This is a genomic window from Streptacidiphilus rugosus AM-16 (assembly GCF_000744655.1).
GTDB classification, from domain to species: domain Bacteria; phylum Actinomycetota; class Actinomycetes; order Streptomycetales; family Streptomycetaceae; genus Streptacidiphilus; species Streptacidiphilus rugosus.
In genome coordinates, this window is the sequence record NZ_JQMJ01000003.1 from 646,327 (window position 1) to 670,308 (window position 23,982).

The 23,982-nt window shown below is 69.4% G+C and carries 32 protein-coding genes; 11 read left to right on the forward strand and 21 right to left on the reverse strand.

Translation table 11 applies throughout. The features are described 5' to 3' along the window. Positions 1–15: 15 nt before the first annotated feature. From BS83_RS06310 to BS83_RS06355, 10 genes are all read right to left on the reverse strand, one after another. Positions 16–270, reverse strand: coding sequence for a hypothetical protein (locus BS83_RS06310; RefSeq protein WP_037601814.1), 255 nt, complete (start codon positions 268–270; stop codon positions 16–18). Next, on the reverse strand, positions 270–485 hold the full coding sequence (locus BS83_RS06315; protein ID WP_037601815.1) for a hypothetical protein: 216 nt from the start codon (positions 483–485) through the stop codon (positions 270–272). The genes BS83_RS06310 and BS83_RS06315 overlap by 1 nt, the downstream gene beginning before the upstream one ends. 19 nt (positions 486–504) lie before the next feature. Next, positions 505–912, reverse strand: coding sequence for a hypothetical protein (locus BS83_RS41490; RefSeq protein ID WP_051942706.1), 408 nt, complete (start codon positions 910–912; stop codon positions 505–507). Positions 913–1,121: 209 nt separating this feature from the next. Further along, a complete protein-coding gene (locus BS83_RS06325) occupies positions 1,122–3,251 on the reverse strand; it encodes an FtsK/SpoIIIE domain-containing protein (protein WP_408640980.1) in 2,130 nt (709 codons plus the stop codon). 135 nt (positions 3,252–3,386) lie between these two features. Next, positions 3,387–3,623, reverse strand: coding sequence for a hypothetical protein (locus tag BS83_RS06330; RefSeq protein ID WP_037601818.1), 237 nt, complete (start codon positions 3,621–3,623; stop codon positions 3,387–3,389). Between the two features lie 47 nt (positions 3,624–3,670). After that, positions 3,671–4,039 (reverse strand): RRQRL motif-containing zinc-binding protein, encoded by a 369-nt coding sequence (locus BS83_RS06335; RefSeq protein WP_037601821.1) that lies wholly within the window; start codon positions 4,037–4,039, stop codon positions 3,671–3,673. Then, entirely contained in the window at positions 4,036–4,848 is an 813-nt protein-coding gene (locus BS83_RS06340; RefSeq protein WP_037601824.1) for a DUF2637 domain-containing protein, read from the reverse strand. Before BS83_RS06340 ends, BS83_RS06335 begins: the two co-directional genes overlap by 4 nt. After that, positions 4,845–5,060 carry a hypothetical protein gene (locus BS83_RS06345; protein WP_037601827.1) on the reverse strand — a complete coding sequence of 72 codons (216 nt, stop codon included), beginning with the start codon at positions 5,058–5,060 and terminating at the stop codon, positions 4,845–4,847. The genes BS83_RS06340 and BS83_RS06345 overlap by 4 nt, the downstream gene beginning before the upstream one ends. Further along, positions 5,057–5,335, reverse strand: coding sequence for a hypothetical protein (locus tag BS83_RS06350; protein ID WP_037601830.1), 279 nt, complete (start codon positions 5,333–5,335; stop codon positions 5,057–5,059). The genes BS83_RS06345 and BS83_RS06350 overlap by 4 nt, the downstream gene beginning before the upstream one ends. Before the next feature lie 444 nt (positions 5,336–5,779). Further along, positions 5,780–6,559, reverse strand: coding sequence for a GntR family transcriptional regulator (locus BS83_RS06355; protein ID WP_037601833.1), 780 nt, complete (start codon positions 6,557–6,559; stop codon positions 5,780–5,782). A 17-nt stretch (positions 6,560–6,576) separates the two neighbouring features. Between BS83_RS06355 and BS83_RS06360 the strand changes: the two genes are divergently transcribed. Continuing rightward, a complete protein-coding gene (locus tag BS83_RS06360; protein WP_037601836.1) occupies positions 6,577–7,038 on the forward strand; it encodes an NUDIX hydrolase in 462 nt (153 codons plus the stop codon). Positions 7,039–7,269: 231 nt separating this feature from the next. Then, complete coding sequence (locus tag BS83_RS43610) at positions 7,270–9,048, forward strand: AAA family ATPase (RefSeq protein WP_198035151.1); 1,779 nt, start codon at positions 7,270–7,272, stop codon at positions 9,046–9,048. A 412-nt stretch (positions 9,049–9,460) separates the two neighbouring features. Here the strand turns inward: BS83_RS43610 and BS83_RS06365 are convergent, their stop codons facing one another. Continuing rightward, the gene (locus tag BS83_RS06365; protein WP_037601839.1) at positions 9,461–9,730 is read right to left on the reverse strand and encodes a hypothetical protein; all 270 of its coding nucleotides are present in this window, start codon (positions 9,728–9,730) and stop codon (positions 9,461–9,463) included. On the opposite strand from BS83_RS06365, the gene BS83_RS06370 reads away from it, so the two are divergent. Continuing rightward, the gene (locus BS83_RS06370; RefSeq protein ID WP_232248069.1) at positions 9,717–10,022 is read left to right on the forward strand and encodes an Imm32 family immunity protein; all 306 of its coding nucleotides are present in this window, start codon (positions 9,717–9,719) and stop codon (positions 10,020–10,022) included. The genes BS83_RS06365 and BS83_RS06370 overlap by 14 nt on opposite strands. Positions 10,023–10,134: 112 nt before the next feature. Here BS83_RS06370 and BS83_RS06375 read toward each other — a convergent pair whose 3' ends face one another. Next, positions 10,135–10,827, reverse strand: coding sequence for a DUF6348 family protein (locus BS83_RS06375; protein ID WP_037601842.1), 693 nt, complete (start codon positions 10,825–10,827; stop codon positions 10,135–10,137). 243 nt (positions 10,828–11,070) lie between these two features. On the opposite strand from BS83_RS06375, the gene BS83_RS06380 reads away from it, so the two are divergent. Next, a complete protein-coding gene (locus BS83_RS06380) occupies positions 11,071–11,604 on the forward strand; it encodes a hypothetical protein (protein WP_198035152.1) in 534 nt (177 codons plus the stop codon). A gap of 64 nt (positions 11,605–11,668) precedes the next feature. Here the strand turns inward: BS83_RS06380 and BS83_RS43615 are convergent, their stop codons facing one another. Continuing rightward, positions 11,669–11,821: a hypothetical protein gene (locus BS83_RS43615; RefSeq protein ID WP_408640973.1), complete on the reverse strand. Its 153-nt coding sequence runs from the start codon at positions 11,819–11,821 to the stop codon at positions 11,669–11,671. A 134-nt stretch (positions 11,822–11,955) separates the two neighbouring features. Between BS83_RS43615 and BS83_RS06385 the strand changes: the two genes are divergently transcribed. Further along, positions 11,956–12,558, forward strand: coding sequence for a hypothetical protein (locus tag BS83_RS06385; protein ID WP_157596971.1), 603 nt, complete (start codon positions 11,956–11,958; stop codon positions 12,556–12,558). Beyond that, positions 12,527–13,162 carry a DUF4240 domain-containing protein gene (locus BS83_RS06390; RefSeq protein WP_063774109.1) on the forward strand — a complete coding sequence of 212 codons (636 nt, stop codon included), beginning with the start codon at positions 12,527–12,529 and terminating at the stop codon, positions 13,160–13,162. The genes BS83_RS06385 and BS83_RS06390 overlap by 32 nt, the downstream gene beginning before the upstream one ends. Here the strand turns inward: BS83_RS06390 and BS83_RS06395 are convergent. The 3 genes from BS83_RS06395 to BS83_RS06405 form a co-directional block, all read right to left on the reverse strand. Further along, the gene (locus BS83_RS06395) at positions 13,144–13,809 is read right to left on the reverse strand and encodes a pyridoxamine 5'-phosphate oxidase family protein (RefSeq protein WP_037601846.1); all 666 of its coding nucleotides are present in this window, start codon (positions 13,807–13,809) and stop codon (positions 13,144–13,146) included. The two genes, BS83_RS06390 and BS83_RS06395, sit on opposite strands and share 19 nt — an antisense overlap. Beyond that, positions 13,806–14,252, reverse strand: coding sequence for an ACT domain-containing protein (locus BS83_RS06400; RefSeq protein ID WP_084713173.1), 447 nt, complete (start codon positions 14,250–14,252; stop codon positions 13,806–13,808). Before BS83_RS06400 ends, BS83_RS06395 begins: the two co-directional genes overlap by 4 nt. 151 nt (positions 14,253–14,403) lie before the next feature. Continuing rightward, positions 14,404–15,927, reverse strand: a complete 1,524-nt coding sequence (locus BS83_RS06405) for a S53 family peptidase (RefSeq protein ID WP_037601848.1) — start codon at positions 15,925–15,927, stop codon at positions 14,404–14,406. Between the two features lie 278 nt (positions 15,928–16,205). On the opposite strand from BS83_RS06405, the gene BS83_RS06410 reads away from it, so the two are divergent. The 3 genes from BS83_RS06410 to mscL are packed head-to-tail and all read left to right on the forward strand — an operon-like array spanning position 16,206 to position 18,913. After that, positions 16,206–16,754 (forward strand): MarR family winged helix-turn-helix transcriptional regulator, encoded by a 549-nt coding sequence (locus BS83_RS06410; RefSeq protein WP_232248070.1) that lies wholly within the window; start codon positions 16,206–16,208, stop codon positions 16,752–16,754. Next, on the forward strand, positions 16,751–18,448 hold the full coding sequence (locus BS83_RS06415; RefSeq protein ID WP_157596972.1) for an MDR family MFS transporter: 1,698 nt from the start codon (positions 16,751–16,753) through the stop codon (positions 18,446–18,448). The genes BS83_RS06410 and BS83_RS06415 overlap by 4 nt, the downstream gene beginning before the upstream one ends. Positions 18,449–18,484: 36 nt before the next feature. Continuing rightward, complete coding sequence (gene mscL, locus BS83_RS06420; RefSeq protein WP_037601850.1) at positions 18,485–18,913, forward strand: large conductance mechanosensitive channel protein MscL; 429 nt, start codon at positions 18,485–18,487, stop codon at positions 18,911–18,913. 3 nt (positions 18,914–18,916) lie between these two features. On the opposite strand, the gene BS83_RS06425 is transcribed toward mscL, so the two are convergent. Then, on the reverse strand, positions 18,917–19,546 hold the full coding sequence (locus tag BS83_RS06425) for a nucleoside/nucleotide kinase family protein (RefSeq protein ID WP_037601852.1): 630 nt from the start codon (positions 19,544–19,546) through the stop codon (positions 18,917–18,919). A gap of 139 nt (positions 19,547–19,685) precedes the next feature. Next, complete coding sequence (locus BS83_RS06430; protein ID WP_037601854.1) at positions 19,686–20,639, reverse strand: aldo/keto reductase; 954 nt, start codon at positions 20,637–20,639, stop codon at positions 19,686–19,688. Between the two features lie 125 nt (positions 20,640–20,764). On the opposite strand from BS83_RS06430, the gene BS83_RS06435 reads away from it, so the two are divergent. Further along, on the forward strand, positions 20,765–20,962 hold the full coding sequence (locus BS83_RS06435; RefSeq protein WP_037601856.1) for a hypothetical protein: 198 nt from the start codon (positions 20,765–20,767) through the stop codon (positions 20,960–20,962). 57 nt (positions 20,963–21,019) lie between these two features. Here the strand turns inward: BS83_RS06435 and BS83_RS45170 are convergent, their stop codons facing one another. Next, entirely contained in the window at positions 21,020–21,304 is a 285-nt protein-coding gene (locus BS83_RS45170) for a hypothetical protein (protein WP_037601858.1), read from the reverse strand. Beyond that, a complete protein-coding gene (locus BS83_RS45175) occupies positions 21,301–21,780 on the reverse strand; it encodes a hypothetical protein (RefSeq protein WP_051942708.1) in 480 nt (159 codons plus the stop codon). The genes BS83_RS45170 and BS83_RS45175 overlap by 4 nt, the downstream gene beginning before the upstream one ends. 162 nt (positions 21,781–21,942) lie before the next feature. On the opposite strand from BS83_RS45175, the gene BS83_RS06450 reads away from it, so the two are divergent. Next, positions 21,943–22,773: a tyrosine-protein phosphatase gene (locus BS83_RS06450; protein WP_051942709.1), complete on the forward strand. Its 831-nt coding sequence runs from the start codon at positions 21,943–21,945 to the stop codon at positions 22,771–22,773. Positions 22,774–22,941: 168 nt separating this feature from the next. On the opposite strand, the gene BS83_RS06455 is transcribed toward BS83_RS06450, so the two are convergent. Beyond that, positions 22,942–23,778, reverse strand: a complete 837-nt coding sequence (locus BS83_RS06455) for an RNA polymerase sigma factor SigF (RefSeq protein WP_198035153.1) — start codon at positions 23,776–23,778, stop codon at positions 22,942–22,944. Positions 23,779–23,982: the final 204 nt, after the last annotated feature.

The following is a 23,982-nucleotide window of genomic DNA, read 5'->3' on the forward strand; positions in this document are numbered from 1 at the left end:
GAGATCAACGAGGGTTCAGGCGGCGCGCCGGCCGCTCTGCCGCTGCTGCGCCGCGGGTACATCCGCGTGCGCGGTGGCCATGTGGTCCAGGTACTCGCGGATCAGTGCCTGCACTTCCATCGCGCCGATCACGGCCCGGGTCTGGCCGCAGCGGCACACGTAGTGCGCCCGCGGCAGCGACGACGGGGCCCCGGAGTTCCAGCGCGCCCATGGGTTGAACGGGGCGTAGACGTAGATACCGGGGTTGTCATTGCTCGCCCAGCTGCGCATCACGCGTCCGGGGCGGTGCCCTCGGTGGCGCGGGCGATGAGGGCGGGCACGCTGGTGCCCAGCTCCCGGAGGCGGGCGGCGATCGCGGTCCAGGACTCCGAGTCGATGGACATGAGCGCGCCTACGGCGTCGGGGAGGCGCTGTTCGGTTGCGGCGGTGAGCGCGTCGCGCAGATGCGCGGCGGCAAGCGGCCGGATGCTCGCGGGAACGTCCACAGTCGTGCTCCCTTCCGCCTCAGCGGTTCCGGTTGCGGTTGTGGACGGTGATGTTCACCGCGCCGCCGCCGCGGCCGGCGCCGGAGTGGGCGAGCAGCCAGATGAGGGCGAGGATGCCGAGCAGGATGCCCAGCGCTGTGGTGGCCGCGGCGAGTGCGGAGAGCAGGAAGCCGAGTCCGATGCCGGCCGCGCCCGCGCCGATCCCGCCGGCGAGCAGCCGGGCGGCGATCGGGTCGCGCAGCACGCTGTACCCCTGCGCCGGCAGGTCGGGGAGTGGCGCGGGCTGGTGGACTTGCGCGGGCTGCGGGCTGGGCTGGTAGGGCATCAGCGGAGCAGCGGCCGGCTGCGGGAAGGCGTACATGGGGCGGCCGTCGGCGTCGTAGACGACGGTGGGGATCAGTGGCGGGGTGTGCTGCGGCGCGTTCATGGCGTGTGCCTCCGTAACGTCAGCGTGTTCACGGTGTGTGACAGGGAGGGAGGCGCTTCAGGGCGCGAACACCCGTTCCTGGGGGTGTTTGGGCAGGTCAGCGGCGCGCTGAAAGCGCCTCCCTGTGACGTGTTGTCACTGTTCAGGGCAGGGATGGGGGTTCAGGGAGGCAGTGAGGGACTTCTCCCTGCCTCCCTGCGCGCCTCCCTCTACTCTGCGTAACCGTCCGTGGGCGTGGCGTCCCGTCGGGCCAGGGCGTCGAGCACCTTGGTCCGGGTGACGACCATCTGTCCGTCCGACTTGTGCGGGGCCGCGCGGGCGCTCTCCAGGAGCTGCTTGAGGTCCTGCGGGGTCCACGCCCGGTAGAAGCCCGGGGTGCGCTCCGCGAGTCGCTGAAGCACCTCACGCGTCAGCATCCGCGACGCGTCACCCAGGACCGCGGCCACGTCGGCAAGCGGATCGACCTGCACGGCGTCCTTCTCGGTCGCGGCCCGAGTGGCGACCGCGGACCGGGCGGCCTTGGCCCGGTCGGTGATCTCAATTGCCTCGGCGTCGGGGATGTAGTGCGTCCGCACTGTCACCGACGACTGCCCCGGGGCGAGCTTGATCCCGTCCCCGGTGACGACCAGCGTGCCCTTGTCCAGCCCCTGGCGGAGCAGATGCGGGGCCGCGCCCCCGTCAACGGCCTTGTCCCCGAGGGCCATGCGGGCCTGCGACTCGGTGCCCACGACCAGCGAAGCGCGGATGTGCGCACCCTCGCGGATCAGCTTGGGCAGGTTCTGGTCCGTGGGGTCCTGGGTGCCCTGCCACAGCAGCACGTTCACCACACGGCCCTGGTTGTGGATCTTCCGGCCGGCCATGAAGTACCGCGACGTCGCCTTCGTGCCGCCGTAGGGGCGCTTGTCCGCCCCGATGATCGGGCACATGAACGCGTTCTGCGCCTCGTCCACGATGCCGATGAGCGGCGGGAACACGGTGCCGGCCGGGGCCTGCAACCGGCGCTCCATCTCCTCGACCATCTCTTCGAGCATCTCGGTCGCGTCGATCACGTGGTCATCGGTCGGACCCTGAATCAGCACCGTGGCCAGACCGTCGAACATGCCCCAGTCGCCCACGCCCTTGAGGTCCGCAATCCGGAACTCGACCGTGGGGTCCAGCGCGAGCCACAGCGCCAGGGAGCGCAGCGACACGGTCTTGCCCTGGTTCGACAGGCCCGTGACCAGCAGGTGCCGCTGGTACAGGCTGATCAGTGCCGCGTCGCCGCGCAGGTCCTGGCCCCACGGGGCTCGCCCCGTCTTGTAGTTCGCCGTGCTGCTGGCGTCGGTGACCAGCGGGGAAGGGCCGATCGGCTCGTCGAGCGCCCCGGCGTCCGCGATCCACAGTCGCACCGTGCGCGCCGCGGCGGGGATCGTGATGAACACCTCGTGCTCGTGCCGGTTCAGGTTCTCCGCCAGCTTCCGGCGGCGCTTCTGGATCTCGTCGGTGGAGACGCCGGTAGGGAGCGTGACGTCCACCTCGACACCGCACCCGGCGATCACGATCGGCGAGAGCATCGCGGCGCCGGCGTCGCCCATCTCCAGGATCGACTTCCGCAGCGGAGCGATCCCCAGGTCGCGCAGGGCCAGCACCACGCTTGAGGGGGTGATCGGCTCACCCTCCCCGCCCGCCTTGGCGGGCAGCGCCCATGCCGGGGCGGCCTGGCGGCGGCGTCCGGTGTTCCAGCACGTCAGCAGCGTCAACCACGGAAGCGCGGTCAGCAGCGGGCCCCAGACCACGGACGCGATGAACACGACCATGTTGGCCAGGTGGACCGCGAACACCATCGGGGCGATCACGTCCCCGATGTGGTGCGACGTGCAGGCCATGGCGATTCCTAAGGCGAGCAGGATCGCAGCCCCGGCAATGGAGCCAGCAAGCAGGCTCTTGGCGAGCTTGATCGGGGCGGTGATCCAGTCCATGCGGCGCTGATGCCGGGCGGAGCGGAACGCCGCGGCGCGCTGCTCCCAATCCATCGCCACCTCGGGCTGACCGGCCGCCTCCGCGGCCCGCATCATCCGCTCGTAGCGGGCGGTGGTGCGCGACTCCCAGCCCCGGCGGGCGAGAACGCCGGCGCCGCCCAGGGCGTACATCCCGTGCCGCACCGTGAACCGGGCGACAGTGGCGGTGCGCTCGTGCTGCGCGAAACGGCGGGCGAGCCGGCCCGCGGTCACCAGCCGCGCCGGCAGCACCAGCCTGCGCCGTATCGACGCCGGCGCGAGCGCGGCCGGGGCGGGCACGGTGGGCTCTTTGGTGAGGCGGTCGGGGAACGGCAGCACCGCCGCACCGCCTGCTGCGGCCACCGCGGAGGGGGCCGAGTCGTTCAGCGGATCGTGGTTCACTGAAGCGTCCTTCCTCGCAAGAGATGGGCGGCCGGGGCGCGTCATAGCTGGCAGGCGACACGCGCCCCGGGCCAATTGCCGGGCCGTACAGGTGGATCAGGTGGTGGGTTCGGGCTGGGGCAGGGCGCGGCAGGTGCCGGCGTGGGTGTTGGCCTCTTCGCGGTTGACCCGCAGCTCCCGGCCCAGCCGTTCGGTCAGGCAGCCGGTGCAGTGCCACCGGTAGGAGGTGCGGTGCCCTTCCTCGGTGGCGATCACGATCACCAGCGCGCCCAGCAGGTTCGCGAAGCGGATCAGGGTCAGCGACGGGGCGTTGTCCTTGTCGATGTGCGACACGATCGATCTCCAGATCAGTGGCAGGGAATCGGGGTAGCGCCGTTCCTTCAGGCGGCGAGCGCCGCCGAGTCGTCGCAGGTCACGCAGCAGCCGAGCGAGCGCGGGATCACGTAGCCCGCGTCGCGTCGGCAGGCGGGGCAGGTGCGACGGGCCAGGTTCGCCGCGGCCAGCGCCGCAGCCTTCCTGGGGGTCATCGGGCGAACCGGCCGGGCCAGATCCACGCGGTACAGGTACGCGCACCGGATCTCGCCCCGCGCCTTCCGCGACCGCCACATGAGCTGAGCTGCGACCGGCTGACCGCCGGGGCGCAGTCCCCGGGCCCGCAACTGGCGGCGCGTCGCCAACCCCTGCGGAGCGAGCCGAAACGGGTAGGTGGGCAAGCCGAACCGCTTGCCCGTCGGGTCGTAGAACCTCACGCCGCACCCTCACCCGCGGCCGGGTCCGGCACGGAGTGCAGCGTCCGCCCGTCGGCACGCTCCGACTTGAGCGCGTCGCGCAGCGTGCGGCCGTTGGCCGCGGAGGTGCGCAGCTCGGTCCGCAGCCGGTCCGCGGTCAGCGCCGCGTCCGACCAGTCAGCCGTCAACGCCCGCGCCTCCGACAGAAGTTCGTCCATGCTGCGAGTCGGACGCTTGGCCCGCGCCGCCACCGGAACCGCGCCGGTCGCCCGACGCGGACGCGCCACAGGCGTGGTCGGGGCGGGGTCGGGCGGGGTGTAGACCGACGGCATGGGGTCCGGGTCGGTCGACTCTCCCAGCTCAGACCCCGACCGATTTGCCCGCATATCCATGGACTCACGGGGTTCGGACTGGTGGTGCAGCACCTTGGCCACAAGATCCGACCCGAAGAAGATCGAGCCGACCGGCAGCGACGTGGCCAGCAACACCAACGCCCAGTCGGCAGGCGCCCAACTCGCCAACTGCACCCGGCCACCCGACTGGATCGCCGGGACAAGCCCGTGTACGTAGTTCAGCACCAGCGACGCGACCGTGTAGCCGGCCAGCACCCGCAAGGCGAACTTCCGATCCCGCCCGTCCGGGAGGATCAGCGCCGCGATCAGCGCCAGCGCCATCAGCCCATCCACAACCAGTGGATAAACCGCAGCGCCCACCAGATCCGCGCCGATCGCGTGCGCCACGTCCCGCAGCGCGTGCCACGAGACCCGGAACGCCATGCCGACCACAGCCAGCAGACCAGCCACCAGGGAACCCTTCGCCCAGCGATTCATCCGCGCCGCCCCCCGAACACCGCGTGCAGCAGGATCAGCGTGAGCAGGTACGCCCCCGCCGCCCCGGCGAGCGCCGGCATACCGAAGTGGTGGAACTTCCAGATCACCGCCGCCGCGGCGATCCCGGCCACCCACTGCGCGCCCGGGCGGTCACCCGTCCCGCGAGCGGTGGTGTGGTCGCAGGTGCAGTGCGCGTGCTTCTGGCGCTTCATGCCGCCACCCCCGTCCTGGCGGGCCGGCGGCGGACAACGGCCGGCCGCCGCAGCGGCACCGGGGCGGTACGCATCAGCTCCGCGGCGAACCGCGCGGCCTGGGGGTCGATCTCGTCCAGCTCCGCCAGCACCTCCGCGGCCACGTCCAGCCGCGCGGCCCTGGCAAGGGGCGTTTCGCCCGGCACGCCGGCGAAGAGCTGCCGGTCGATGCCGAACGCGAGCGCCACGAACTCATTCGTCGTAGCGGCCTCGTGGCCTGCAACAATGTGCTTCACGGGTCGTGCTCCCTTCGCAAAGGAACGGCCCCGTCAGCGGCTCCGGTGTTCCAGCACCGGAGCCGCACGCCGTTAGTGGAACCAGCTGATTCCGGCTCCCCTCAGCCCCGCCCGTACGAGACGGGCGGAGGAGGCAACCGGCCGTCGCATGCGCGACGGAAGGTCGATCGCTCTGTTCCTCACGCGGAGATCCGCGTGGCCGCCTACTTGGCCGAGGAGAGGCGGCGTGATCCCCATTCAGTTGTCAAAGAACGAGCGCGTCCCTGGCCCTGCGACAGGCTTCCGGGCGCATCAGTGCAGCTCAGAGCAGCCCAAAGAAGGGCCTCTCCTATACTCCTGCACTCATGTGCAGGAGTGATGTGTATAAGAGTGCACGGCTCCTGTATATGAGTCAACCCGCCGCGTGAAGTTCGATGCGGCGGGTTGCTCAGGTGTGATGGATGATCAGTCTCCAGCTGGGATACGGTAGTCAAGAATGAACTGGTCAGCGGCCATGATGGTGTCGCACACCTCGACCACTCGCCCATCCTCGGTCAGCGCGTTCCGAGTCAGGTGGATGACGGGGGAGCCGGGGCTCAGGCTGAGAGCCACCGTCTCTTGCTTCGTCGCGAGGCGGGCACGCACGGTCTCTCGGAGCTCGGCGAGAACGTGCCCGTGCTCCTCAAGCCGCGCGTAGATGCCTCCGCCGCCCGGATTCTCGGCGAAGAGCTCCGGGATGTCTTGGGCGATGTCCCAAGGCAGATAGGACGTCGCTTCTTCTGTCGGTACGCCGTCGGTGAAGTACAGGCGCCGTCGCGCCAGTACCTGTGCGCCCGGAAGGACGGACAGGCGATCGGCGATGTCCTCGGGCGCTTCGGCCGGCCCGACGAACAGCACGGTGACGCTCGGGGTTGATCCTGCCTGCTCCGCTTCGGCGAGGTATGCGGCCTTGCCAGCGAGCCGATGTGAACGGCGGAACCGGTCGGATGACTTGCGGTTCACGGGCGGTCGGGTCTTCACGTAGGAGCCCTTGCCGTGGTGCGTCTCGATCAGGCCCGTGGTGCGGAGTTCGGTCATGGCCTTGCGTACGGTGCCCTGTGCAACCCCGTAGCGGTTCATCAGCTCGGCTTCGCTCGGCACCTGCTCGCCTGGGCTGATCACCTTGGCTCTGATCTGCTGAGCCAGGTCGTCAGCGATTTGCAGATAGCGTGGCTTGCCAGAGTCACGCGCGTCAGAGCTCGCCATGTCCTTGAGTTCCTCCTATGCTCCTGTATATGAGTCAAGCTACTCTCGGTGGTCCTGCTGTGTCACTGCACTCGGTCTCCGTCGCGGGAGCGGTTGTCCGCGAGGATGGTCGGATCTTGGTGATTCGCCGCGCGGATAACGGGGCGTGGGAGCTGCCCGGGGGAGTGCTTGAACTCGCCGAGACGCCGGAAGCTGGGGTGCTCCGCGAAGTCTGGGAAGAGACGGGCATCCGGGTCGCGGTTGAGCGGCTGACCGGTGTGTACAAGAACATGCACCGCGGCGTTGTGGCTCTCGTATTCAGGTGCCAGCCCATCGGCGGTGAGGCCCGCGCCTCGGACGAGTCCACGGATGTGGAGTGGATCTCGATCGAAGAGGTGAAGCAGCGGATGGATGAGGCGTTCGCAGTTCGTCTGCTGGACGCCCTCTCCTTGGACGCTCCCCATGTTCGCGCTCACGACGGACGGCGCTTGCTCAAGTGACCAAGCACGGGACTTAGCACAGCGCTACCACGTTCGGGACATTGCACGTCCCATGTAAACCGGTCTCGTTGACTGCCCCATGCTGTCGCCCGGATTCAAGGTAGGCAATCGCATCGAATTGGATGCTCGTAGTGACCTCGCCTGACATGATGTTCCGGTGCTGATCGCTCACGATCGTGGGACAGTCTGGCACGGCGCCTAGTTCCTCAATCAACCTCCAGGGTGGCTGTCGTGAACGCTAAGATTGCAAGTGTCACAGTCGAAGGCTTCAGGGGCGTTTCGAAGGCCACCACTCTGAACTTTTCAAATCGGGAAGACCTCCCCGCATCATCCTGCCTTATTATTGGGGAGAATGGCAGCGGAAAGTCAACCTTTGTTGACGCTATTGAGTTTTGCCTTGCCGGACGTCCATCGAGCAATCCAGGAATGACCAGGGCAGAATTTACCAGGCGGCAAGTGAATCTCTCGGGGCATGCGAGCAATCCGCGAGTGACTGTGACATTCTCCGACGAGAAAACGTTCACTAGGGAGCTTGAACTCAATGGCGACGGGGAACCAGTCGGCATGCACCCGGAGGCCCCGCATAAGCTATTCAAGGGCAGCGGATTCGTGCTGCGCCGTCAGGATATCATTAGCTTTCTTCGGGCTTCCCCGGGCCAGCGGTATCCAATCTTCGCATCTTTCATGAAGGGCGTGGCAAGTAATGTCCTTGGTCTGTCTGTGGAGGCAGAGCAGCGTCTAGAAGAGGCGGCAGCAGAAAAGGTCGAGCGCGTCGAAATCCGAGAGCGCGAGATCGGAGAGCTGGCCTCCTTGCTGCAGATGAATCCGGATCGACTCGCTGCCCATGTCCTGGATGCGGGGACGTTTCGGATGTGGGTGACTGCTAATGGGCTTAGCAGGGCTCAGACGCGCCACAAGACGGCGCGCAGGGCGAACTATCGAGCTATTGCGGCTCAGGTCGAAGTTGTTCGGAAATCAATTGAAGAGTATGTGAAAGCGAGCCAGGAACTTGCGCGCCTGCGGAAGATTGCATCCGTAACACCGCTCGGTAATGTCTTGAGAGAGGTCAGCGAGACTCTCTCAGAGAGCTTTCTTGAGATTTCACCACAGGCGCAGTCGGTTGCCAAGGTGGAACTCCATCTTTCGAGCGATGCAACTGAGATCGACCTTTTTGCGACCCTTGCGAATGGGGTTCGCGTGAAAGCCGAGGGCTACTTCAGCGAGGCCAATCTCGATTTGCTGGCCCTATTGTTGTTCCTGTCGCTCCTCAAGTTCGCGGGGCAGCATGGCCAAGCCAAGTTCATGGCTCTAGATGACGTACTGCAAAGCGTCGACTCTCCCGTGCGTGTCAAAGTCGCCCAATTTCTTGTCAGGGAATTTGCCAATTGGCAGCTCTTGATCACATTTCATGATCGACTGTGGAAAGAGCAGTTTGGTGCAATCCTCTCGCCTGGTCAGCCTTTTGTGGAGAGAGAGATCAAGGCATGGTCTCTGGATTCGGGGCCGCATCTCGTCCAACTTCGACGCAATGCCTCCAGTGACCTGAGGGAATCCCTTGCTTTGGGTGGGACTCGGTCTATCTGTGGCGATGCTGGGTATTTGCTGGAAGTAATGTCGGACTGGCTCAGTAAGAGCCTGCAGACCTCGGTTACTCGCCGACATGGCGATAAGTACACTCTGGGCGATACCTGGCCATCTGTTGCCAGCTCGCTAAAGAAAACCGTTGCAACAAGCCTAGTTGAGAATGTCGAAAAGTATTCTTGGCTGAGGAACGCCCACGGGGCTCACTATAATGAGTGGGCTGAGAGCCTTTCGATTGAGGACGCGCGGGCGTTTGGCTCGGCCACGATAGCGTTGTGGGATGCGGTGTGGTGCGAGAAGTGCAGAGAGCCCGCCGGCAAGCACGGCGACTTGATCCACTGCCGGTGTGGTCTCGTGTCGTTGCCGAAGAAGGTGAAGAACTCGCAGAGCGCGGATGACGCATCGGGACGCCAGCCCGGAAGCGATTGACATCAGCCGTTGACATCAACGGGGGTGGACCACCGCGGACTCAGGCAACCCCGTTCCTGCTTGGATGCAGTCGCTTGGACTTGTTCGACTAGGCAGAGCATGGGGTGGGCAGCCAGCGACAAGGCGTTGGTTCGGTCTACGGATCAAAAGGTTGCAGGTTCGAATCCTGCCGAGCGCACCAGCCAAGAGGCCCTCCCCGAAGTGAACGGGGAGGGCCTCTTGCCGTTGCGGGGGGCCAAAGCCCAGCGACGTACAGCGAGCGCCCTGGCCGGAGTCAGCCGAGAGCGTCCCAGAGGTGCTGAGCTGCCCGATCGAGCAGGGACCACCCCACTCGGACCGATCCGTGCCGCGAGCCGTCGGCGACGGCTCGCGGCACACTCCGTACGATCTGCCTACATTGGCTGATGCGGCGTCAGGCGTTCCCGGCGATGGAACCGAGCAGGCCGAGGACCGAGATGAGCAGACCGAAGCCACCCAGGATCATGAGGATCGTGCCGATCTTGCGGTTCTTGCCGAAGACCAGGAAAAACCCGGCGTCGTGGCCCTTGAGGACCGCGTCCTCGACGGCGGCGCGGTTGCGGGCGGTGTAATGGGTGGCAACGCCCCTGAAGTCGGTGAACAGGGCGAGGCCGAAGGCGAAGAAGCCGAGCATGACCGCAGTGAGCAGAATGAAGATCAGCATGGCCGGAGGATTCCAGGATGACCCGCTACCGTCCAGCACTCGCATGACTGTGACCAACGACAACGTGGCTCGAGTCTTCCGGTGGGAGGAGGACGCGGAAATCAACGTGCGCGTGTTGGGCTCCGAGGTCGTCATCGAGGCCAATGCCGCCGGACTGAGAACCCTTGCCGGCCATCTGCTGACCCTTGCGCAAGACGGAACGCCCGACGGCACCCATCTCCACCTTGATCCGGACAGTGGCCTTGCGGAGGAGTCCGCCAGCCTGGTTCTGGAACGTGACGACGAGAGGTAACCCGGACCGGGGGCGGACCGGGCGATCTTCCGGGCGTGGCCACACCAAGGCCGCCGCAGGAGTACCCGCCGCACGCGTGGGTCCACCATCGGGAAGGCAGGCCCTTACGGTTCTACGCCCGTCTGTCCAGGACGAAGTAGGTCCGGGCGTAGGACGCTCCCGACTCCGGGCGCGGCCAGTCGGCGGCGAGCAGGGCGGCGGCAGCCGGCGCGTGGTCCTGACTGTTGATCCGGACTTCGGCGACGTCCTTGCCGTGGGAGCTTCCCCAGAAGAACTTGATGCCGATCGGTCCCGGGCCGTTGAGCTGCTCCTCGGTCACCGTCGGGGCGATCAGCCGCAGGAGTGCCTGCCGGCCCGCCCACATCATCACGGCTTGGCGCTCGGGACCGGTCCCCGCGCCGACGACGCCGCCCTGGATGGAGTGCCATCCGGTGAAGCCCTTGGGATCGTCCGGCGCGAACCGTTCTCCGTGCCAGCCCCGGCCTTCGAGCAGCTCCAACACGGCCGCGGCCGTGGTCGTCCCCCAAGCCCGTACCGCGCTTTCGAGCCTCTCCTCGCGGGTCGCGCCGGTCCCTGAGACGCAGTCGCAGAGCGTGGTGCTGTCCGGGCGATCGGTGTCGAGCACGAAAGCCAGGTCGACGTGTCCGTCGGAGACCGCGTGCTCATGTCCTGATCCGAGCACGACGGCGGCCTTCCCCGGCCCGCGGACCCGGTCACCCTTCACGTGCCAACGGGCGCTGCTCGTGTCGTTCAGTCGCCGCGCCACGAAGGGCAGCACGTCCAGCCCCGCGCGGTCCTCGCTCATGGTGGCTACGGCTGCACCCTCGTTGCGCCAAGATCTCCACTTCATGGCGGTAGACCATAGTGGGCCGCACCTGACCGATCGTCCGCCGCACGTGTCACAGTCGGTTCGCCTGCCTGCCCAACTCGGGGGAGAGATGATCCTCCGCAGGCCGATCCAAGGAGTAGCCGTGTTCGCCGTGGTGAGGGGTTCGTCGGCGATTTCGCGCTCGACAACAGTCTCGTCGTCCGACCTCAGGTGAAGCCGATGCACGGCTTCTCCTTCCGGCACGTCGGCGACCGGGCCCGTACCCTCGCGTACGCGTGGAACGCCGAGCCGGGAGGACACATGCGGTACGTGGTCGTGGAGTGGCAGGACCGGGGGACACTCGTCCATGACCCCAGCGCCTACCTTGCCGCGCTGCCGAGCTTGCAGGACGCGCTCCCTCCCGGTGCGAGGGCGCACGCGTGCGATCCGCAGCACTACGACTTCTCCGCAGCGCGCTGCGTCAAGGACCTCCGACTGACGGCGGTGCCACCGACGGACGGTGTCCCGGCGTCCCTCACGGTTCGGTTCGAACCGAACCCGTGGAAGCACGCCGAGGGCCTCACCATCCGCTATCGGGGCGTTGCCTCCGTGCGCGTGGACACCGACGGAGGAGAGCACTTCGACGTCGCGGACGCCAACAGCCTCAGGCTGGACGAGGTTCTCCCCCACCAGGTCGGCTGCAGCCACGAGCTGCGGTTCGTCGAAGGGACCGTCCGGATCCTGTGCGAGGACTTCGAGGCTTGCTGGGAGTAGGCGTCGGCCCGGCCTCGGACCGATGCGGTCGGGCGCACCGGCTGCGGGCCAGGCCGACGGGCCGTCAGGTGGTGGCCTCCAGGGTGAAGAAGAGGAAGCTCGGGTTGTCGGAGAGGGCGCGGAACTCGTCGGGGAAGAGGTCGCGGGCCGCTGGGGCGGGTTGGGGTTCGCTGATGACGGAGATGTGGAAGCCGGCTGCCGTGAAGGCGTCCGTCATCGCGTGGATGGGGTCAGGCAGCGGGCCAGGTTCGACCCGTCGCTGCACCGGGCGTCAACGCCTGAGGGAACCGGCGGCCGGCGCTGTCCGTCTCCTGGCGGGACGGGTGGGGAACGGAGAGCCGGAGGAGTCGCGTGAGGGGAACGGGCGGGGCGGGCGCGGCGCTGCCGGTGCGGACGAGGCGGTGGATCGCCGCGGGAGTGACCGGCACGGCCGTGCTGCTGGGAATCTGGGTCACGCCGATCGCGGTGCACGCGGCCCAGGACGTGCTGGACGGGCCGGACGCGTCGGAGCCCTCGTGCTCCTGGACGGCCGTGCGCCTCAGCGGGGCCGACGCCGACCAGGCACGGCTGGTCCGCTGCTACCTGCGGGCCGTGGCCGAGCACAGCACGGACGGGCTGCGCGCGGTGGTGCGATCGCCGGACAACGGCGGCCCGAGCGGGTTCTCGGCGGCCGACTTCGCCCATGCCTCGGTCGTCGCGGGCGGTGTCACGACGGTCACCGTCGTGGGGAACACCGACCCGGACCCTGCCGACGCCGCCGTGAACATCCGGTACGCGGACGGGTCGCGGCAGGTGCTGGAGATCCACATCGCCAACCCGGCGTCCGCGCACTCCTGGCGGTTCGAGGACGTCGGCACCTATCCGGACGACGGTCCGCCGCCGACCCAGATGCTGTCAGTGGTGGGTGCCATGCTCGGATTTCATGGAAACCGAACCGTTCTGGCAGCTCATTGAGGACGCCCGCGCGCGGCACGCGGCGATCGTGGCGAGCGCGTCCGTCGACTGCGATCCGGTCGCGGTGACGGCCTCGGCGCTGCTGGCCGTCCGCCCGGAGGAGGCGATCCTCGCGGCGCAGCGCGCGCTGTGGGCGCTGATGGGTGAGTCCTACCGCAGTCCGCTCTGGGCGGCGGCGTACCTGATCAACGGCGGTTGTTCCGACGACGGGTTCGACTACTTCCGTGGCTGGCTGATCCTCCAGGGGCGGGAGGTCTTCGAGCAGGTCGTCGCCGATCCCGACACGCTGGCCGGTCTGCCCGTCGTCCGGGCGGCCGCCGCGTGCGGGGAGGAGCTGGAGGCGGAGTCGGCGCTCGGCATCGCCTGGAACGCCTATCGCGCGCTGCGGGGCGCGGAGATGCCCGCCGGCGCGTTCAGCGTGCGGTATCCCGAGCTCGACCAGGCGTGGAACTTCGACTTCGACGACATGGCCGAGATGCGGCGAAGGCTCCCCCGCCTGGTGTCCCTCTACAGCGATGCGGACATGGACGTGGACGTGGACGTGGAGGCGGACGCGGACTCCGATGCGCCCGCCGGCGCCGCTCGTCAGTCCGTCGTGCCGTAGAGGTCGCCGCCGTACCCCGGGCCGTAGTACGCCTCCAGCGCGGTGAGGTCCTCGTTCTGGCGTTCCAGGCTCTTGGCGATCACCGCGCGGGAGGGCGCGGCGTCGGGCGCCCAGCCCTCCGGCTGCCACAGCCCGGAGCGGAGGAACGCCTTGGAGCAGTGGTAGAAGACCTCCTCGATCTCCACCAGCAGGGCCAGCCGCGGGCGGTGGCCCTTCACGACCAGCCGGTCGAAGAACGGCGCGTCGCGCAGCAGCCGGGCCCGGCCGTTGACGCGCAGGGTGTCGCCGCGGCCGGGGATCAGGTAGAGCAGTCCGACGTGCGGGTTGACCAGCACGTTGCGGAACCCGTCCGCGCGGCGGTTGCCGCGTCGCTCGGGCACCACGATCGTCGTGTCGTCGAGGACGAGGGTGAACCCGGCCGGGTCGCCCTTCGGGGACGCGTCGCAGTTGCCCTCGGCGTCCGCGGTGGAGACGAGGCAGAACGGGGCGGCGGCGAGCCAGGCGCGGTCGTTCTCGTGGAGGCGGGTCCGGACCTTGGCGGCGTCGCGGGCGGAGGGTTCGCCGAGCACGGCGGCGAGTTCCGCCTCCGTGGTGACCTCGACGGCGCCCGCGGGGAGTGGTGCGGCGCCGGTGCTGAGCTGCGTCAAGGGGACTCCTCCTGGGTGAGACGGTGCCCGGCCGCCCGCAGCGCGGCGGTCGCCTCGCCGAGGCGCGCGGCGGGGACGAGGACGAGGTCGGCCGCGTAGGTGGAGGCGACGAATACCGGCACCGCCGCGGCGGCCAGCGGGTTCAGCAGGGCGGCCAGCATGCCGGGCACGTCGAGCCCGTGCGCGGTGTCTCCGCCGTAGAGGGCGCGCCAGCGCTCCAGACCGGCCGGATCGTGGGACCGCTCCGCGCGGATGACGGTCAGTCGGCCCTCGGGGGCGCGGACCAGGGCGAGCCAGTCGTCCGCGCCGTCGCCGATCCCTCCCCGTTGCTCGTCGACGGATCGGCCCTCGACGGACTGCCCCTCGAGGGACTGCGGCTCGACGGGCTGCCGCTCGACCACGACGAACCTGCCGGGGAGCACACCGAGAAGCTGCGACGTCATGTGATCACACTAGCCAACTCCCCTCGGCGGCAACGCGCACGCGCCCCCGCCGGGGAGGGACCCGGCGGAGGCGCGCGCTCCGACCGGCCGGGTGAGCGGCCGGTGGAGCCGGTGGAACTGATCGAGCGTCAAGCCCGGTGCCGCAGCTGCTTCAGTGCGAGGCGGCGACCAGGTCGGGCAGCAGCAGCGCCGCGTTCGGCGTCCCGAGGCCGGTGACCGGGTCCCAGCCCGTCGTCGCCGAGTAGCCGGGGACGGCCGGGTTGGCGGCGTTGTTGCCGACGGTGATGTCGTTGAAGTCCGCCGCGTACTGCGCCGGGTTCGCCGCCACCTTGTAGAGCGCCGGGTTGATCAGGCCGAGCCCGCCGCCGTTGATCTGGTCCGCGATCGCCACCAGGCCGGCCCACTGCGGGCAGGAGAGCGAGGTGCCGCCGATGTCGTACCAGCCGGTGCTGCACGGTGTGCCGGCACAGCTCAGGCCGCCGCTGCCGTCCGGCGGCAGGGAGACGTAGACCAGCATGCCGGTGCCGGAGCTGGCCTGCAGGCTGATGTCCGGCACACCGCGCATCGCGCCGATGGCGGTGCCGCCGCCGGCCGGCAGGGTGTCCTGGTAGGAGGGGCGGCTGAAGATCGAGCTGTAGCCGCCGCCGCCGTCGAGCCAGCCGATCTCGGCCTGGCCGGGGTTGGCCGTGCACTTGGCCGGGTTGCTGGCGCTGTCGGTGGTCCGGCCGGAGGTGGCGTTGGCGTCCGTGCACAGGTAGGTGCCGCCGACGCCGGTCACCAGCGGGTCGGAGGCGGGCCACTCGACGCCGGGGTCGGGCAGCACCGTGCCGCCCTTCTTGACCGGCTCCTTGGTCGAGATCGCCGAGCCGCTGTCGCCGGAGGAGCCGAGCACGGTGACGCCGTTGGCCGCCGCGTCCTGGTAGGCGTACCGCAGGTTCAGCAGCGCCTGGGAGCTGGCGAACGCGCCCTCGCCGGAGGCGAAGGACTGCGAGATGACGTTGGCCAGGTGGTTCTGGACCACGTAGTCCTCGGCCGCCATCATCTGCGGCAGCCCCTGCACCCCGAGGGTCTCCGCCGTCGGCGTGGTGACCAGCAGGATGTTCGCGCCGGGTGCCATCGCGTGGGCGGTCTCGACGTCGAGGGCGACCTCGAGGGCCCAGGCGGACTTGTTCTCCTGGCCCGGGCTCTTGGCGTTGGGCGGCGGGGCCTTGGTGGCCGGCGACCCCTGCAGATGCAGCTCGCTGAAGGTCGGCATGCCGGGGGCGCAGGTGACGCCCTCCTCGCCGCACATCGCGGCGACGCCGAAGGCCTGGTCGTAGACATGGAGGTCGTGGGCCATGGTGTCGCTGCCGTAGGAGTCCACGATCGCGATGGTCATGCCCTTGCCGTTGTAGCCCGCGGAGTAGAGCGGGCCGACGTTGTAGGCGGCCTGCACCGACAGCGGGTTGAAGCACCGGCGCCCGGCCGAGTTGCACTGGGCCTGGGTCGGCGGAGTGGTGCCGGTGGTCAGCTGGGTGTATTCGGCCACGGTCGGCTTCAGCGACGGATACGCCGCGGCGGAGGCGGTCGTGGCCACGGAGAAGGCCGCGGTCGCGCTGACCGCGGCGCTCGGGACGGCGAGGGTGAGGCCGCCCACGACCGCGGCCAGCAGTCGACGTCGAACGGGTGGAACCATGAGGCCCTCCAGAGGGTGTGAGGGAGCAGGTTCGTTCGGTCGTGCGGGGCCACGCTAGAGCGGGTCGAGGCCGCTCCGATCGCACATGTCAGGGCTGACACACGTCTGCAACAGATGTCGGCGCCCATGCCTCCCCGCCGCGGGGTGGTTTCCTGACCAGCAGCCCACTCGTCGCGTGGCGGAATCCGGTGGTTCCCGAACGGACTGGTGTGGGGTACATTTACTTGCTGGGAACAAGCAACTATATGAACAGCGAGAAGCAGAGGGGGGCGATCGGCATGGGAGCTCGCGCCGCGCACGGCACGCAGAGCACCGGCGCCGAGGAGGCCGCCGCGCTCGTCGGAGAGCAGATGGGCCGGTTCTTCCGGCTGATCCAGGCATGGAAGCACCGCTCCCGCGACGAGCAGGGCGGCGACCGCCTGCTGCTCGCGACCCTGGTCCGGTGCGGCCCGAAGCGGGCGACCGATCTCGCCGCCGAGACCTATCTCGACCTTTCCACCGTGAGCCGTCAGATCCGCTCCCTGGTCGATCGCGGCCTGGTCGAGCGGACTCCCGATCCTGACGACCGGCGTGGTGCACTGCTCACGGTGACCTCTTCGGGGGCCGCCGTGTTCGAGGCGTTCCGGGCCCAGCGCAACCAGGAGCTGGCCGGGATCCTGCGGGACTGGCCGGGCGAGGATCGGCACGAACTGGTGCGCCTCTTCACCCTGCTGAACGACGGCTTCGCCGAGCACTACGCACTGCACCACCACCAGCAGCAGCACGCAGCACAGACAGCACACGCAACGAACACCGCACACGCAGTGCAGCAGGGAGCGGCCCGATGAGTCACGGCAGCAGCACGGCGGCCCAGCCCGCCGCCACGCCGTCCATACCCGGCACGGCCAAGGACGGCCTGAGCCACCGCCAGATCCTGACCATCCTCTCCGGTCTGATGATGGGGATGTTCCTGGCCTCGCTCGACCAGACGATCGTCACCACCGCCATCCGCACCATCTCCGACGACCTGCACGGTCTGAGCGAGCAGGCCTGGACCACGACGGCGTACCTGATCACCTCGACGATCGCCACGCCGCTCTACGGCAAGCTGTCCGACATCTACGGCCGCAAGCCCTTCTTCCTCGCTGCGATCAGCATCTTCATCGTCGGCTCGGTGGCCTGCACCTTCTCCACCTCGATGATCGAGCTGGCCGCGTTCCGCGCCTTCCAGGGCATCGGCGCCGGCGGTCTGATGTCGCTCGCGCTGGCGATCATCGGCGACATCGTGCCGCCGCGCGAACGGGCCCGCTACCAGGGCTACATCCTCTCCGTCTTCGCCACCTCCAGCGTGATCGGCCCGCTGGTCGGCGGCTTCCTCGCCGGGCAGGACACCATCCTCGGCATCTCCGGCTGGCGCTGGGTCTTCCTGGTCAACGTGCCGATCGGGATGGTCGCGCTGTTCGTCGTGGCCAAGGTGCTCAACGTCCCGCACGTCCGCCGCGCGCAGCGGATCGACTGGTGGGGCGCGGTGACCATCGCGGTCGGTGTGGTGCCGCTGCTGCTCGTCGCCGAGCAGGGCCAGAGCTGGGGTTGGACCTCGCCGCGCTCGATGGCCTGCTACGCGATCGGCGTCATCGGCGTGATCGCCTGGATCCTGATCGAGCGCCGGATGGGCGACGCCGCGCTGATCCCGATGCGGCTCTTCTCCAACGCGGTCTTCAGCAAGACCAGCATCCTGTCGGTCCTGGTCGGCATGGCCATGTTCGGCGGAATGATGATGATTCCGCAGTACCTGCAGATCGTGAAGGGCGCCAGCCCGACCAAGTCCGGTCTGATGATGCTGCCGCTGATGCTCGGCATGATGATCACCTCGATCGTGGTCGGCCGACTGATCGCCAGGACCGGCCACTACAAGATCTTCCCGGTCGCCGGCACCGGCGTCATGATCGTGGCGATGCTGCTCTTCCACTTCGAGGTGCAGTGGAACACCCCGCTGGCCGAGACCATGGGCTACATGGCCGTCTTCGGCGTCGGCCTCGGCCTCACCATGCAGACGCTGACGCTCGCGGTCCAGAACGCGGTCCCGCCGCAGGACATGGGCGTGGCCACGGCCTCGGCCACCTTCTTCCGCCAGCTCGGCTCGACCGCCGGAACGGCGATCTTCCTCTCGGTGCTGTTCAGCACGGTCGGCGACAAGATCAGCGCGGCCTTCAGGTCGGCGCAGACGACTCCGGCGTTCCAGCACGCGCTGGCACAGAACCCGCACGCGCTGTCGGGCGCCGACTCGTCCTCGGTTCTGAGCGACTCGTCCTTCATCCAGAAGCTGCCGGAGGCGCTGGGCGCACCGTTCAAGATGGGCTTCGCCGACTCGATGCACATCGTCTTCCTGCTGGCCTCGGCCGTGGCCGCGGCGGCGTTCCTGCTGTCGCTGGTCATCAAGGAGGTGCCGCTGCGCAAGGTCTCCGGCATCCAGGCGCAGGCCGCCGAGGGTGAGGCGGGAGCGGGGGCCGCGGTGGCCGTGGAAGCGGACAAGTCGGCGTAACTTGGATCATTCGTACGGGTGATACGGTGACCCGCCATGAAGGGTTTCCGGAAGTTTCTGCTCCGCGGCAATGTCGTTGATCTCGCCATCGGTATCGTCATCGGTGCGGCGTTCACGGCGATCGTCACCAAGTTCGTGGCCGCGTTCCTGACGCCGATCGTGGGAGTGATAACGAATCACTCCGGCGACTTCAACGGGGCCGTGTTCCACATCCGGAAGACCGCTTTCCCCTACGGGGACTTCATCTCCGCGGTCATCAGCTTCGTGATCGTGGCCGCGGTGCTCTACTTCTTCGTCGTGCTGCCGGTCAACAAGCTGACCGCCCGCTTCGAGACCAAGACCGAGGTCGACGCGCCGAAGAAGGACTGCCCGGAGTGCCTCAGCTCCATCCCGGCGGCCGCGACCCGCTGCTCCTTCTGCACCGTCCAGGTGCCGGTGCACGCGGTGAGCTTCCCGAAGCAGTAGCCGTCACGTATCGCTGACCACCAGTGCGGGCCGACGAGGATCGTCGGCCCGCACTGTCATGTCGGCCGCCTGCTGGGGCTGTTGCTCGGCCTCGTAGCGGGCCAGGGCGGGCAGCGTCCAGTGCTGCTCGGGCGCGGTGCGGCGCTCCAGCGCCGCCGGGCTCAGATGCAGATGGACCGTCAGGTCCAGCGGGAACCAGCGGCCCAGCAGCAGTGGGCCGTCCAGCAGCAGCACGCCGCCCGGCGGCAGCGGGACGCGCTCCGCGCGGGTGGCGCGGTCCGTCGCGGCGTCCCAGAGCGTCGGCAGCACCAGGCCGCTGCCGCCCGGTTCCAGCGGGTCGAAGACCTCCCGGAACAGCGCGCCCGCGTCCAGCCAGCGGTCCAGGTAGGCGTCCGCGTCCTGACGGCCGAACTCGAAGCGCAGCGAGGCCGGCCGCAGGAAGTCGCGCGCGTGGACCCGCTGCACCGGACGGCCGCGCAGGCGCAGCGGCGCGACCAGTGCGTCGGCCAGCTCACCGGGACGGGCCGCGTCGGCGCCGTCGACGGCGACCCGCGCCCACGGACCGGGCAGCGCGGCGATCCGTTCCGCGAGCTCCTCGGCGAGCAGCTCCGGGGCCAGCGGGCGGATCTGCATCGACTCTCCCGTTCCTGTTCCTTCGTGCTGATGGTCGGCGGCGCCCGGGGTGACCGGGCGACCGACGCCGCCGTCCGAGCCGGTCGCGGTCGGCCGGCTCGGACCGCGGGTCAAGGCCGGCCGACGAGGGGGACCCGGCTCAGGCCGAGGCGGCCGTCAGCGCGTCCAGCTCGGGGGCGGTGAGCGTGAGCGAGGGGAAGGCGACCAGGTCGGCCAACTGCTCCACGGTACGGGCGGAGGCGATCGGCGCGGCGACCGTCGGCTGCGCCGCGAGCCAGGCCAGCGCGACCGTGGCATGCGCGACGCCGCGCGCGGACGCGACGGCGTCCAGCGCCGCCAGCACCCGCTGTCCGCGCTCGCTCGCCAGCAGCTTCGCCGCGCCCCCGGCGCGGACGCTGTCCACCGCGGGGCCGCCCGGCCGGTACTTGCCGGTCAGGAAGCCGGACGCCAGCGCGTAGTAGGGCACGCAGGACAGGCCGAACTCCGCCGCGACGGCCGCCGGCTCGCCCTCGTAGGTCTCCCGCGAGACCAGGTTGTAGTGCGGCTGCAGCGCCACGTAGCCGGCCAGGCCCTCGGCCGCGGCGAACTCCATCGAGGCGCGCAGCCGGGCCGGGGATATGTTGGACGCGCCGATCCGGCGGACCTTGCCCGCGCGGACCAGGGCGTCCAGTGCGGTCATGATCTCCTCGACGGGGGTGCTCTCGTCGTCGAAGTGCGTGTAGAGCAGGTCGATCCTGTCGGTGCCGAGACGCAGCAGCGACTCCTCGGCGGCGGCGGTGACGGTGTCGGCCTTGAGGCCCCTGAACTTCGGGTGGGCGCCGATCTTGGTGGCCACCACGATGTCGTCGCGGTTGCCGCGGGCGGCGAGCCAGCCGCCGATGATCCGCTCGGACTCGCCGCCCTCGTTGCCGGGCGCCCAGGCCGAGTAGGAGTCCGCGGTGTCGAGGAAGTTGCCGCCGGCCGCGGCGTAGGCGTCGAGGACCGCGTAGGAGGCGTTCCGGTCGGCGTTCCAGCCGAAGACGTTGCCGCCGAGAGCGAGCGGGAAGACGGAGAGGTCCGAGGCGCCCAGGGGCGTGCGGGGAGAGTCGGTCATGACTGGGGCAACGGCGGCCGAGGCGGCCGGTGTTCCCGTCTGTCGCGACCGCGTCAGGGTTCTGGTACAGAGCTGCGACATTGGGGGGTCCAGGTTCCGCTCCTGATTGGCTAGAGTCAGGCCACATGTCGAACTACCAGAACTTCCCGCCCGCGAACGAGGACACCTCCGCGAGCACGCAGATGTTCCGCGCCTTCGTCGACGAGCCCGTCGCGCAGCCGGCCACGGCGCCGAGCGAGACCCGTCGCACGGGCCTGCTCGCCCTCGTGGCGGTCGTCGTCCTGGCCGTGGTCGTGGGCGTCGTCTACCTGGCGATGAAGTAGTCCCTTCCGGTCCTCACCCGCCGCGTCCCGCTCACCGGCTTCCACCGGCGGCGTTCCTCAGCCGAGGGACGCCGCGCGCGTCTCCATGTGCATCCCCGCGGGGACTCGCCAGGAGTCCAGGCAGACGGTCCAGCTCTCGTTGACGCTGCTGTGTCCGGCGACGGGCGCGGCCAGCGGCTGGCTGGTCTGGTACGTCCACCAGTCGACGCCGAGCGAGCCGATCACATGGGTCGCGAAGGTGACCGTGCCGCCGCTCGCGGCGCGGTCGCCGCTGTTGGCGATCCCGAGGGTGACCCGCTGGCACCAGCGCTGACCGGTGTCGGCGGTGTGCAGCGCGGTCACGGTGAGGCTGGCCTGGGACTGCGGCGGGCCGCTGGTCGGGCCGCCGCCGGGGGCGGCGTCGGCGTGCCGCTGCCGCCTGCGCTTCCGCCGCCGGTGCTCCCGCTGCCGCCCGTGCCGGTGGCCCCGGTGGAGCCTGTGCCGCCCGAGGGCGTGCTGCCGCCGCCGGTGCCGGTACTGCCGCCGGTCGAGGACGGCGGGCGGCCCGTGGTGGAGCCGGACGCGGTGCCCGCCGGAGCTGTGCTGGTGCCGGGGCTGCCAGGGACGCCGGTGGGGGTGCTGCCGGCCGAGGCGCCCGGCGTCGGCGAATCGAGTGGGACGAAGACCACACCGCTGCTGGAGGGCGTCGTCGCGAGGGGCGCGGGCGGTGCGCCGCCGATCGCGACCGAGCCGGCGCGGTCGGCCCCGCAGGCGGACAGCGCGAGCAGCGTCGCGCCCAGCAGCCCGCCGACGAGCGGACGAATCGCGGAACGCCCCATCACCGCTCACCCTCCCCGGGAGTCGTTCGGTGGCGCCAGTTTACTGATGGGTCATCAGATGAAAAGGGCGCGCTTCGGTTGCAATCCGCACCCGCCTAGACTGGCGGGTGCCCCACCCCGTATCTTCCGAGCCCCGGCCGGGGCTGTCCCCGAGGAGCCCACGTGACCGACCAGGACCGCGCCGCCGACCTCGTCCCCGGCCGCAGCCTTGGCCTCCAGGGCGCCGTGAACGCCCGTGACCTGGGCGGATACCGCAACGACGAGGGCCGGACCGTCCGTGCGGGCGTCGCCCTGCGGGGCGACGCGCTGCACCGGGCCACGGACGAGGACATAGCCACGCTCGCGGCGCTCGGGCTCCGTACGGTGATCGACCTCCGGGGCCTGAACGAGGTCGCCCAGAACGGTACGGACCGCGTGCCCGAGGGCGCCGTGCTGGAGGCGCAGCCGGTCTACGCGACGGACCACGACATCTACGTGGCGCTCCGCGACAGCCTGGCGGGCAAGGACGCCGACGCGCAGCGGGCCCTGCTGGGCGACGGTGGCGCCGAGCGGCTGATGATCGAGATGTACGGCTGGTTCGTCACCGACCCGGAGATCCGCGGGCGCTTCGCGGAGACGGTCCGGGCGCTGTGCCGGCCGGAGCGGGTCCCGCTCTTCTTCCACTGCACGGCGGGCAAGGACCGCACCGGCTGGACCGCGGCGATCGTGCTGACCGCGCTGGGTGTGGACCGCGGGACGGTCTACGAGGACTACCTGCTCACCAACGACCGCACGGCCGCGCTGATCGCGCGGATCATGGAGTCGATGGGCACGCAGGGCGTCATGCGCGAGCCCGAGCTGATGCTTCCCGTGATGCGGGCGGACCGCGCGTACCTCGACGCGGCGTTCGCGGCGGTCGCCGCGGGCTGGCCGACCTTCGACGCCTTCCTCTCCGACGGCCTCGGCCTCACCGACGAGGACCTCGAAGGCCTCCGCAAGAACCTCCTGGCCTAGCTGTTCCCCAGAGGGGACGTTGCAGGCACCTCACGGGCGCGGGGAACTGCGCGAGAAACCCGCCGACGCGGATGGCCCTGTCCGTTGAGGACCATCCACACACCGGTGGCTTGTCGCGCAGTTCCCCGCGCCCCTGAGGCAGTGCAACGAGCGCTTTGCCGGAAGGCCTCACCCTTCCGAGATGAGGCCTTCGCGGAGGGTGGCGAGGGTGCGGGTCAGCAGGCGGGAGACGTGCATCTGGGAGATGCCGATCTCGTCCCCGATCTGCGACTGCGTCATGTTCCCGAAGAACCGCAGCATGATGATCCGCCGCTCGCGCGCCGGCAGGCGCGCCAGCAGGGGCTTGAGGGACTCGCGGTACTCCACGCCCTCCATCGCCGCGTCCTCGTAGCCCAGGCGCTCCGCCAGCGGGCCGTCGCCGTCCTCCTCCGTGGGCGCGCTGTCGAGCGAGGACGCCGTGTAGGCGTTGCCGACGGCCAGGCCCTCGACGACCTCCTCCTCGGTGACGCCCAGGCACTGCGCCAGCTCCGCGACGGTCGGTGAGCGGTCCAGCCGCTGGCTCAGCTCGTCGCCGGCCTTGGTCAGCGCCAGGCGCAGCTCCTGCAGGCGGCGCGGCACCCGGACCGACCAGCTCGTGTCACGGAAGAAGCGCTTGATCTCGCCGATGATCGTCGGCATCGCGAAGGTCGGGAACTCGACACCGCGGTCGTGGTCGAACCGGTCGATGGCCTTGATCAGGCCGATCGTGCCGACCTGGACGATGTCCTCCATCGGCTCGTTGCGGCTGCGGAAGCGCGCCGCCGCGTACCGGACCAGGGGCAGGTTCAGCTCGATCAGGGTGTTGCGCACGTAGGCGTAGTCCGGGTGCGCCGGGGTGAGCTCCGCGAAGCGGAGGAAGAGTGAGCGGGACAGAGTGCGGGTGTCGAGTCCGTCCTCTCCCGCGGAGGCCGCCCGTGGGGCGGGGAGGACCCGCTGTGCGGCGCCGGTGAACAGAGCGTCGGACACGCTACTACCCCCTTCAGCTCAGCCATCGATGAGTCGACATGGCGACGACTCCGTACCTCCACTGGGATACCGGCACAGCATCCACTGCAAACCCCGACACGGCCAGATGTCACGCGACAGCAACGCGACGTCATGAGTAAAACACGAGGTCAATTAATAGGACGATTAGTGCATTTGACGGAAAGTCGACTACGCACAGCGATG

Excerpts from the sequence above, each read along its gene's own strand:
- BS83_RS06425 (WP_037601852.1), bottom strand. The coding sequence starts at position 19,546 with ATGCAGATCCGCCCGCTGGCCCCGGAGCTGCTCGCCGAGGAGCTCGCG.
- BS83_RS06430 (WP_037601854.1), bottom strand. The coding sequence starts at position 20,639 with ATGACCGACTCTCCCCGCACGCCCCTGGGCGCCTCGGACCTCTCCGTC.
- BS83_RS06355 (WP_037601833.1), bottom strand. The coding sequence starts at position 6,559 with ATGGCGAGCTCTGACGCGCGTGACTCTGGCAAGCCACGCTATCTGCAA.
- BS83_RS06380 (WP_198035152.1), top strand. The coding sequence starts at position 11,071 with ATGCACGGCTTCTCCTTCCGGCACGTCGGCGACCGGGCCCGTACCCTC.
- BS83_RS06360 (WP_037601836.1), top strand. The coding sequence starts at position 6,577 with ATGCTCCTGTATATGAGTCAAGCTACTCTCGGTGGTCCTGCTGTGTCA.
- BS83_RS06345 (WP_037601827.1), bottom strand. The coding sequence starts at position 5,060 with ATGAAGCGCCAGAAGCACGCGCACTGCACCTGCGACCACACCACCGCT.
- BS83_RS41490 (WP_051942706.1), bottom strand. The coding sequence starts at position 912 with ATGAACGCGCCGCAGCACACCCCGCCACTGATCCCCACCGTCGTCTAC.
- BS83_RS06375 (WP_037601842.1), bottom strand. The coding sequence starts at position 10,827 with ATGAGCGAGGACCGCGCGGGGCTGGACGTGCTGCCCTTCGTGGCGCGG.
- BS83_RS06415 (WP_157596972.1), top strand. The coding sequence starts at position 16,751 with ATGAGTCACGGCAGCAGCACGGCGGCCCAGCCCGCCGCCACGCCGTCC.
- BS83_RS06340 (WP_037601824.1), bottom strand. The coding sequence starts at position 4,848 with ATGAATCGCTGGGCGAAGGGTTCCCTGGTGGCTGGTCTGCTGGCTGTG.
- BS83_RS06410 (WP_232248070.1), top strand. The coding sequence starts at position 16,206 with ATGGGAGCTCGCGCCGCGCACGGCACGCAGAGCACCGGCGCCGAGGAG.
- BS83_RS06435 (WP_037601856.1), top strand. The coding sequence starts at position 20,765 with ATGTCGAACTACCAGAACTTCCCGCCCGCGAACGAGGACACCTCCGCG.
- BS83_RS06310 (WP_037601814.1), bottom strand. The coding sequence starts at position 270 with ATGCGCAGCTGGGCGAGCAATGACAACCCCGGTATCTACGTCTACGCC.
- BS83_RS06405 (WP_037601848.1), bottom strand. The coding sequence starts at position 15,927 with ATGGTTCCACCCGTTCGACGTCGACTGCTGGCCGCGGTCGTGGGCGGC.
- BS83_RS06370 (WP_232248069.1), top strand. The coding sequence starts at position 9,717 with ATGAAGATCAGCATGGCCGGAGGATTCCAGGATGACCCGCTACCGTCC.
- BS83_RS06365 (WP_037601839.1), bottom strand. The coding sequence starts at position 9,730 with ATGCTGATCTTCATTCTGCTCACTGCGGTCATGCTCGGCTTCTTCGCC.
- BS83_RS06390 (WP_063774109.1), top strand. The coding sequence starts at position 12,527 with ATGGAAACCGAACCGTTCTGGCAGCTCATTGAGGACGCCCGCGCGCGG.
- BS83_RS43615 (WP_408640973.1), bottom strand. The coding sequence starts at position 11,821 with ATGACGGACGCCTTCACGGCAGCCGGCTTCCACATCTCCGTCATCAGC.
- mscL (WP_037601850.1), top strand. The coding sequence starts at position 18,485 with ATGAAGGGTTTCCGGAAGTTTCTGCTCCGCGGCAATGTCGTTGATCTC.
- BS83_RS45175 (WP_051942708.1), bottom strand. The coding sequence starts at position 21,780 with ATGGGGCGTTCCGCGATTCGTCCGCTCGTCGGCGGGCTGCTGGGCGCG.
- BS83_RS06400 (WP_084713173.1), bottom strand. The coding sequence starts at position 14,252 with ATGACGTCGCAGCTTCTCGGTGTGCTCCCCGGCAGGTTCGTCGTGGTC.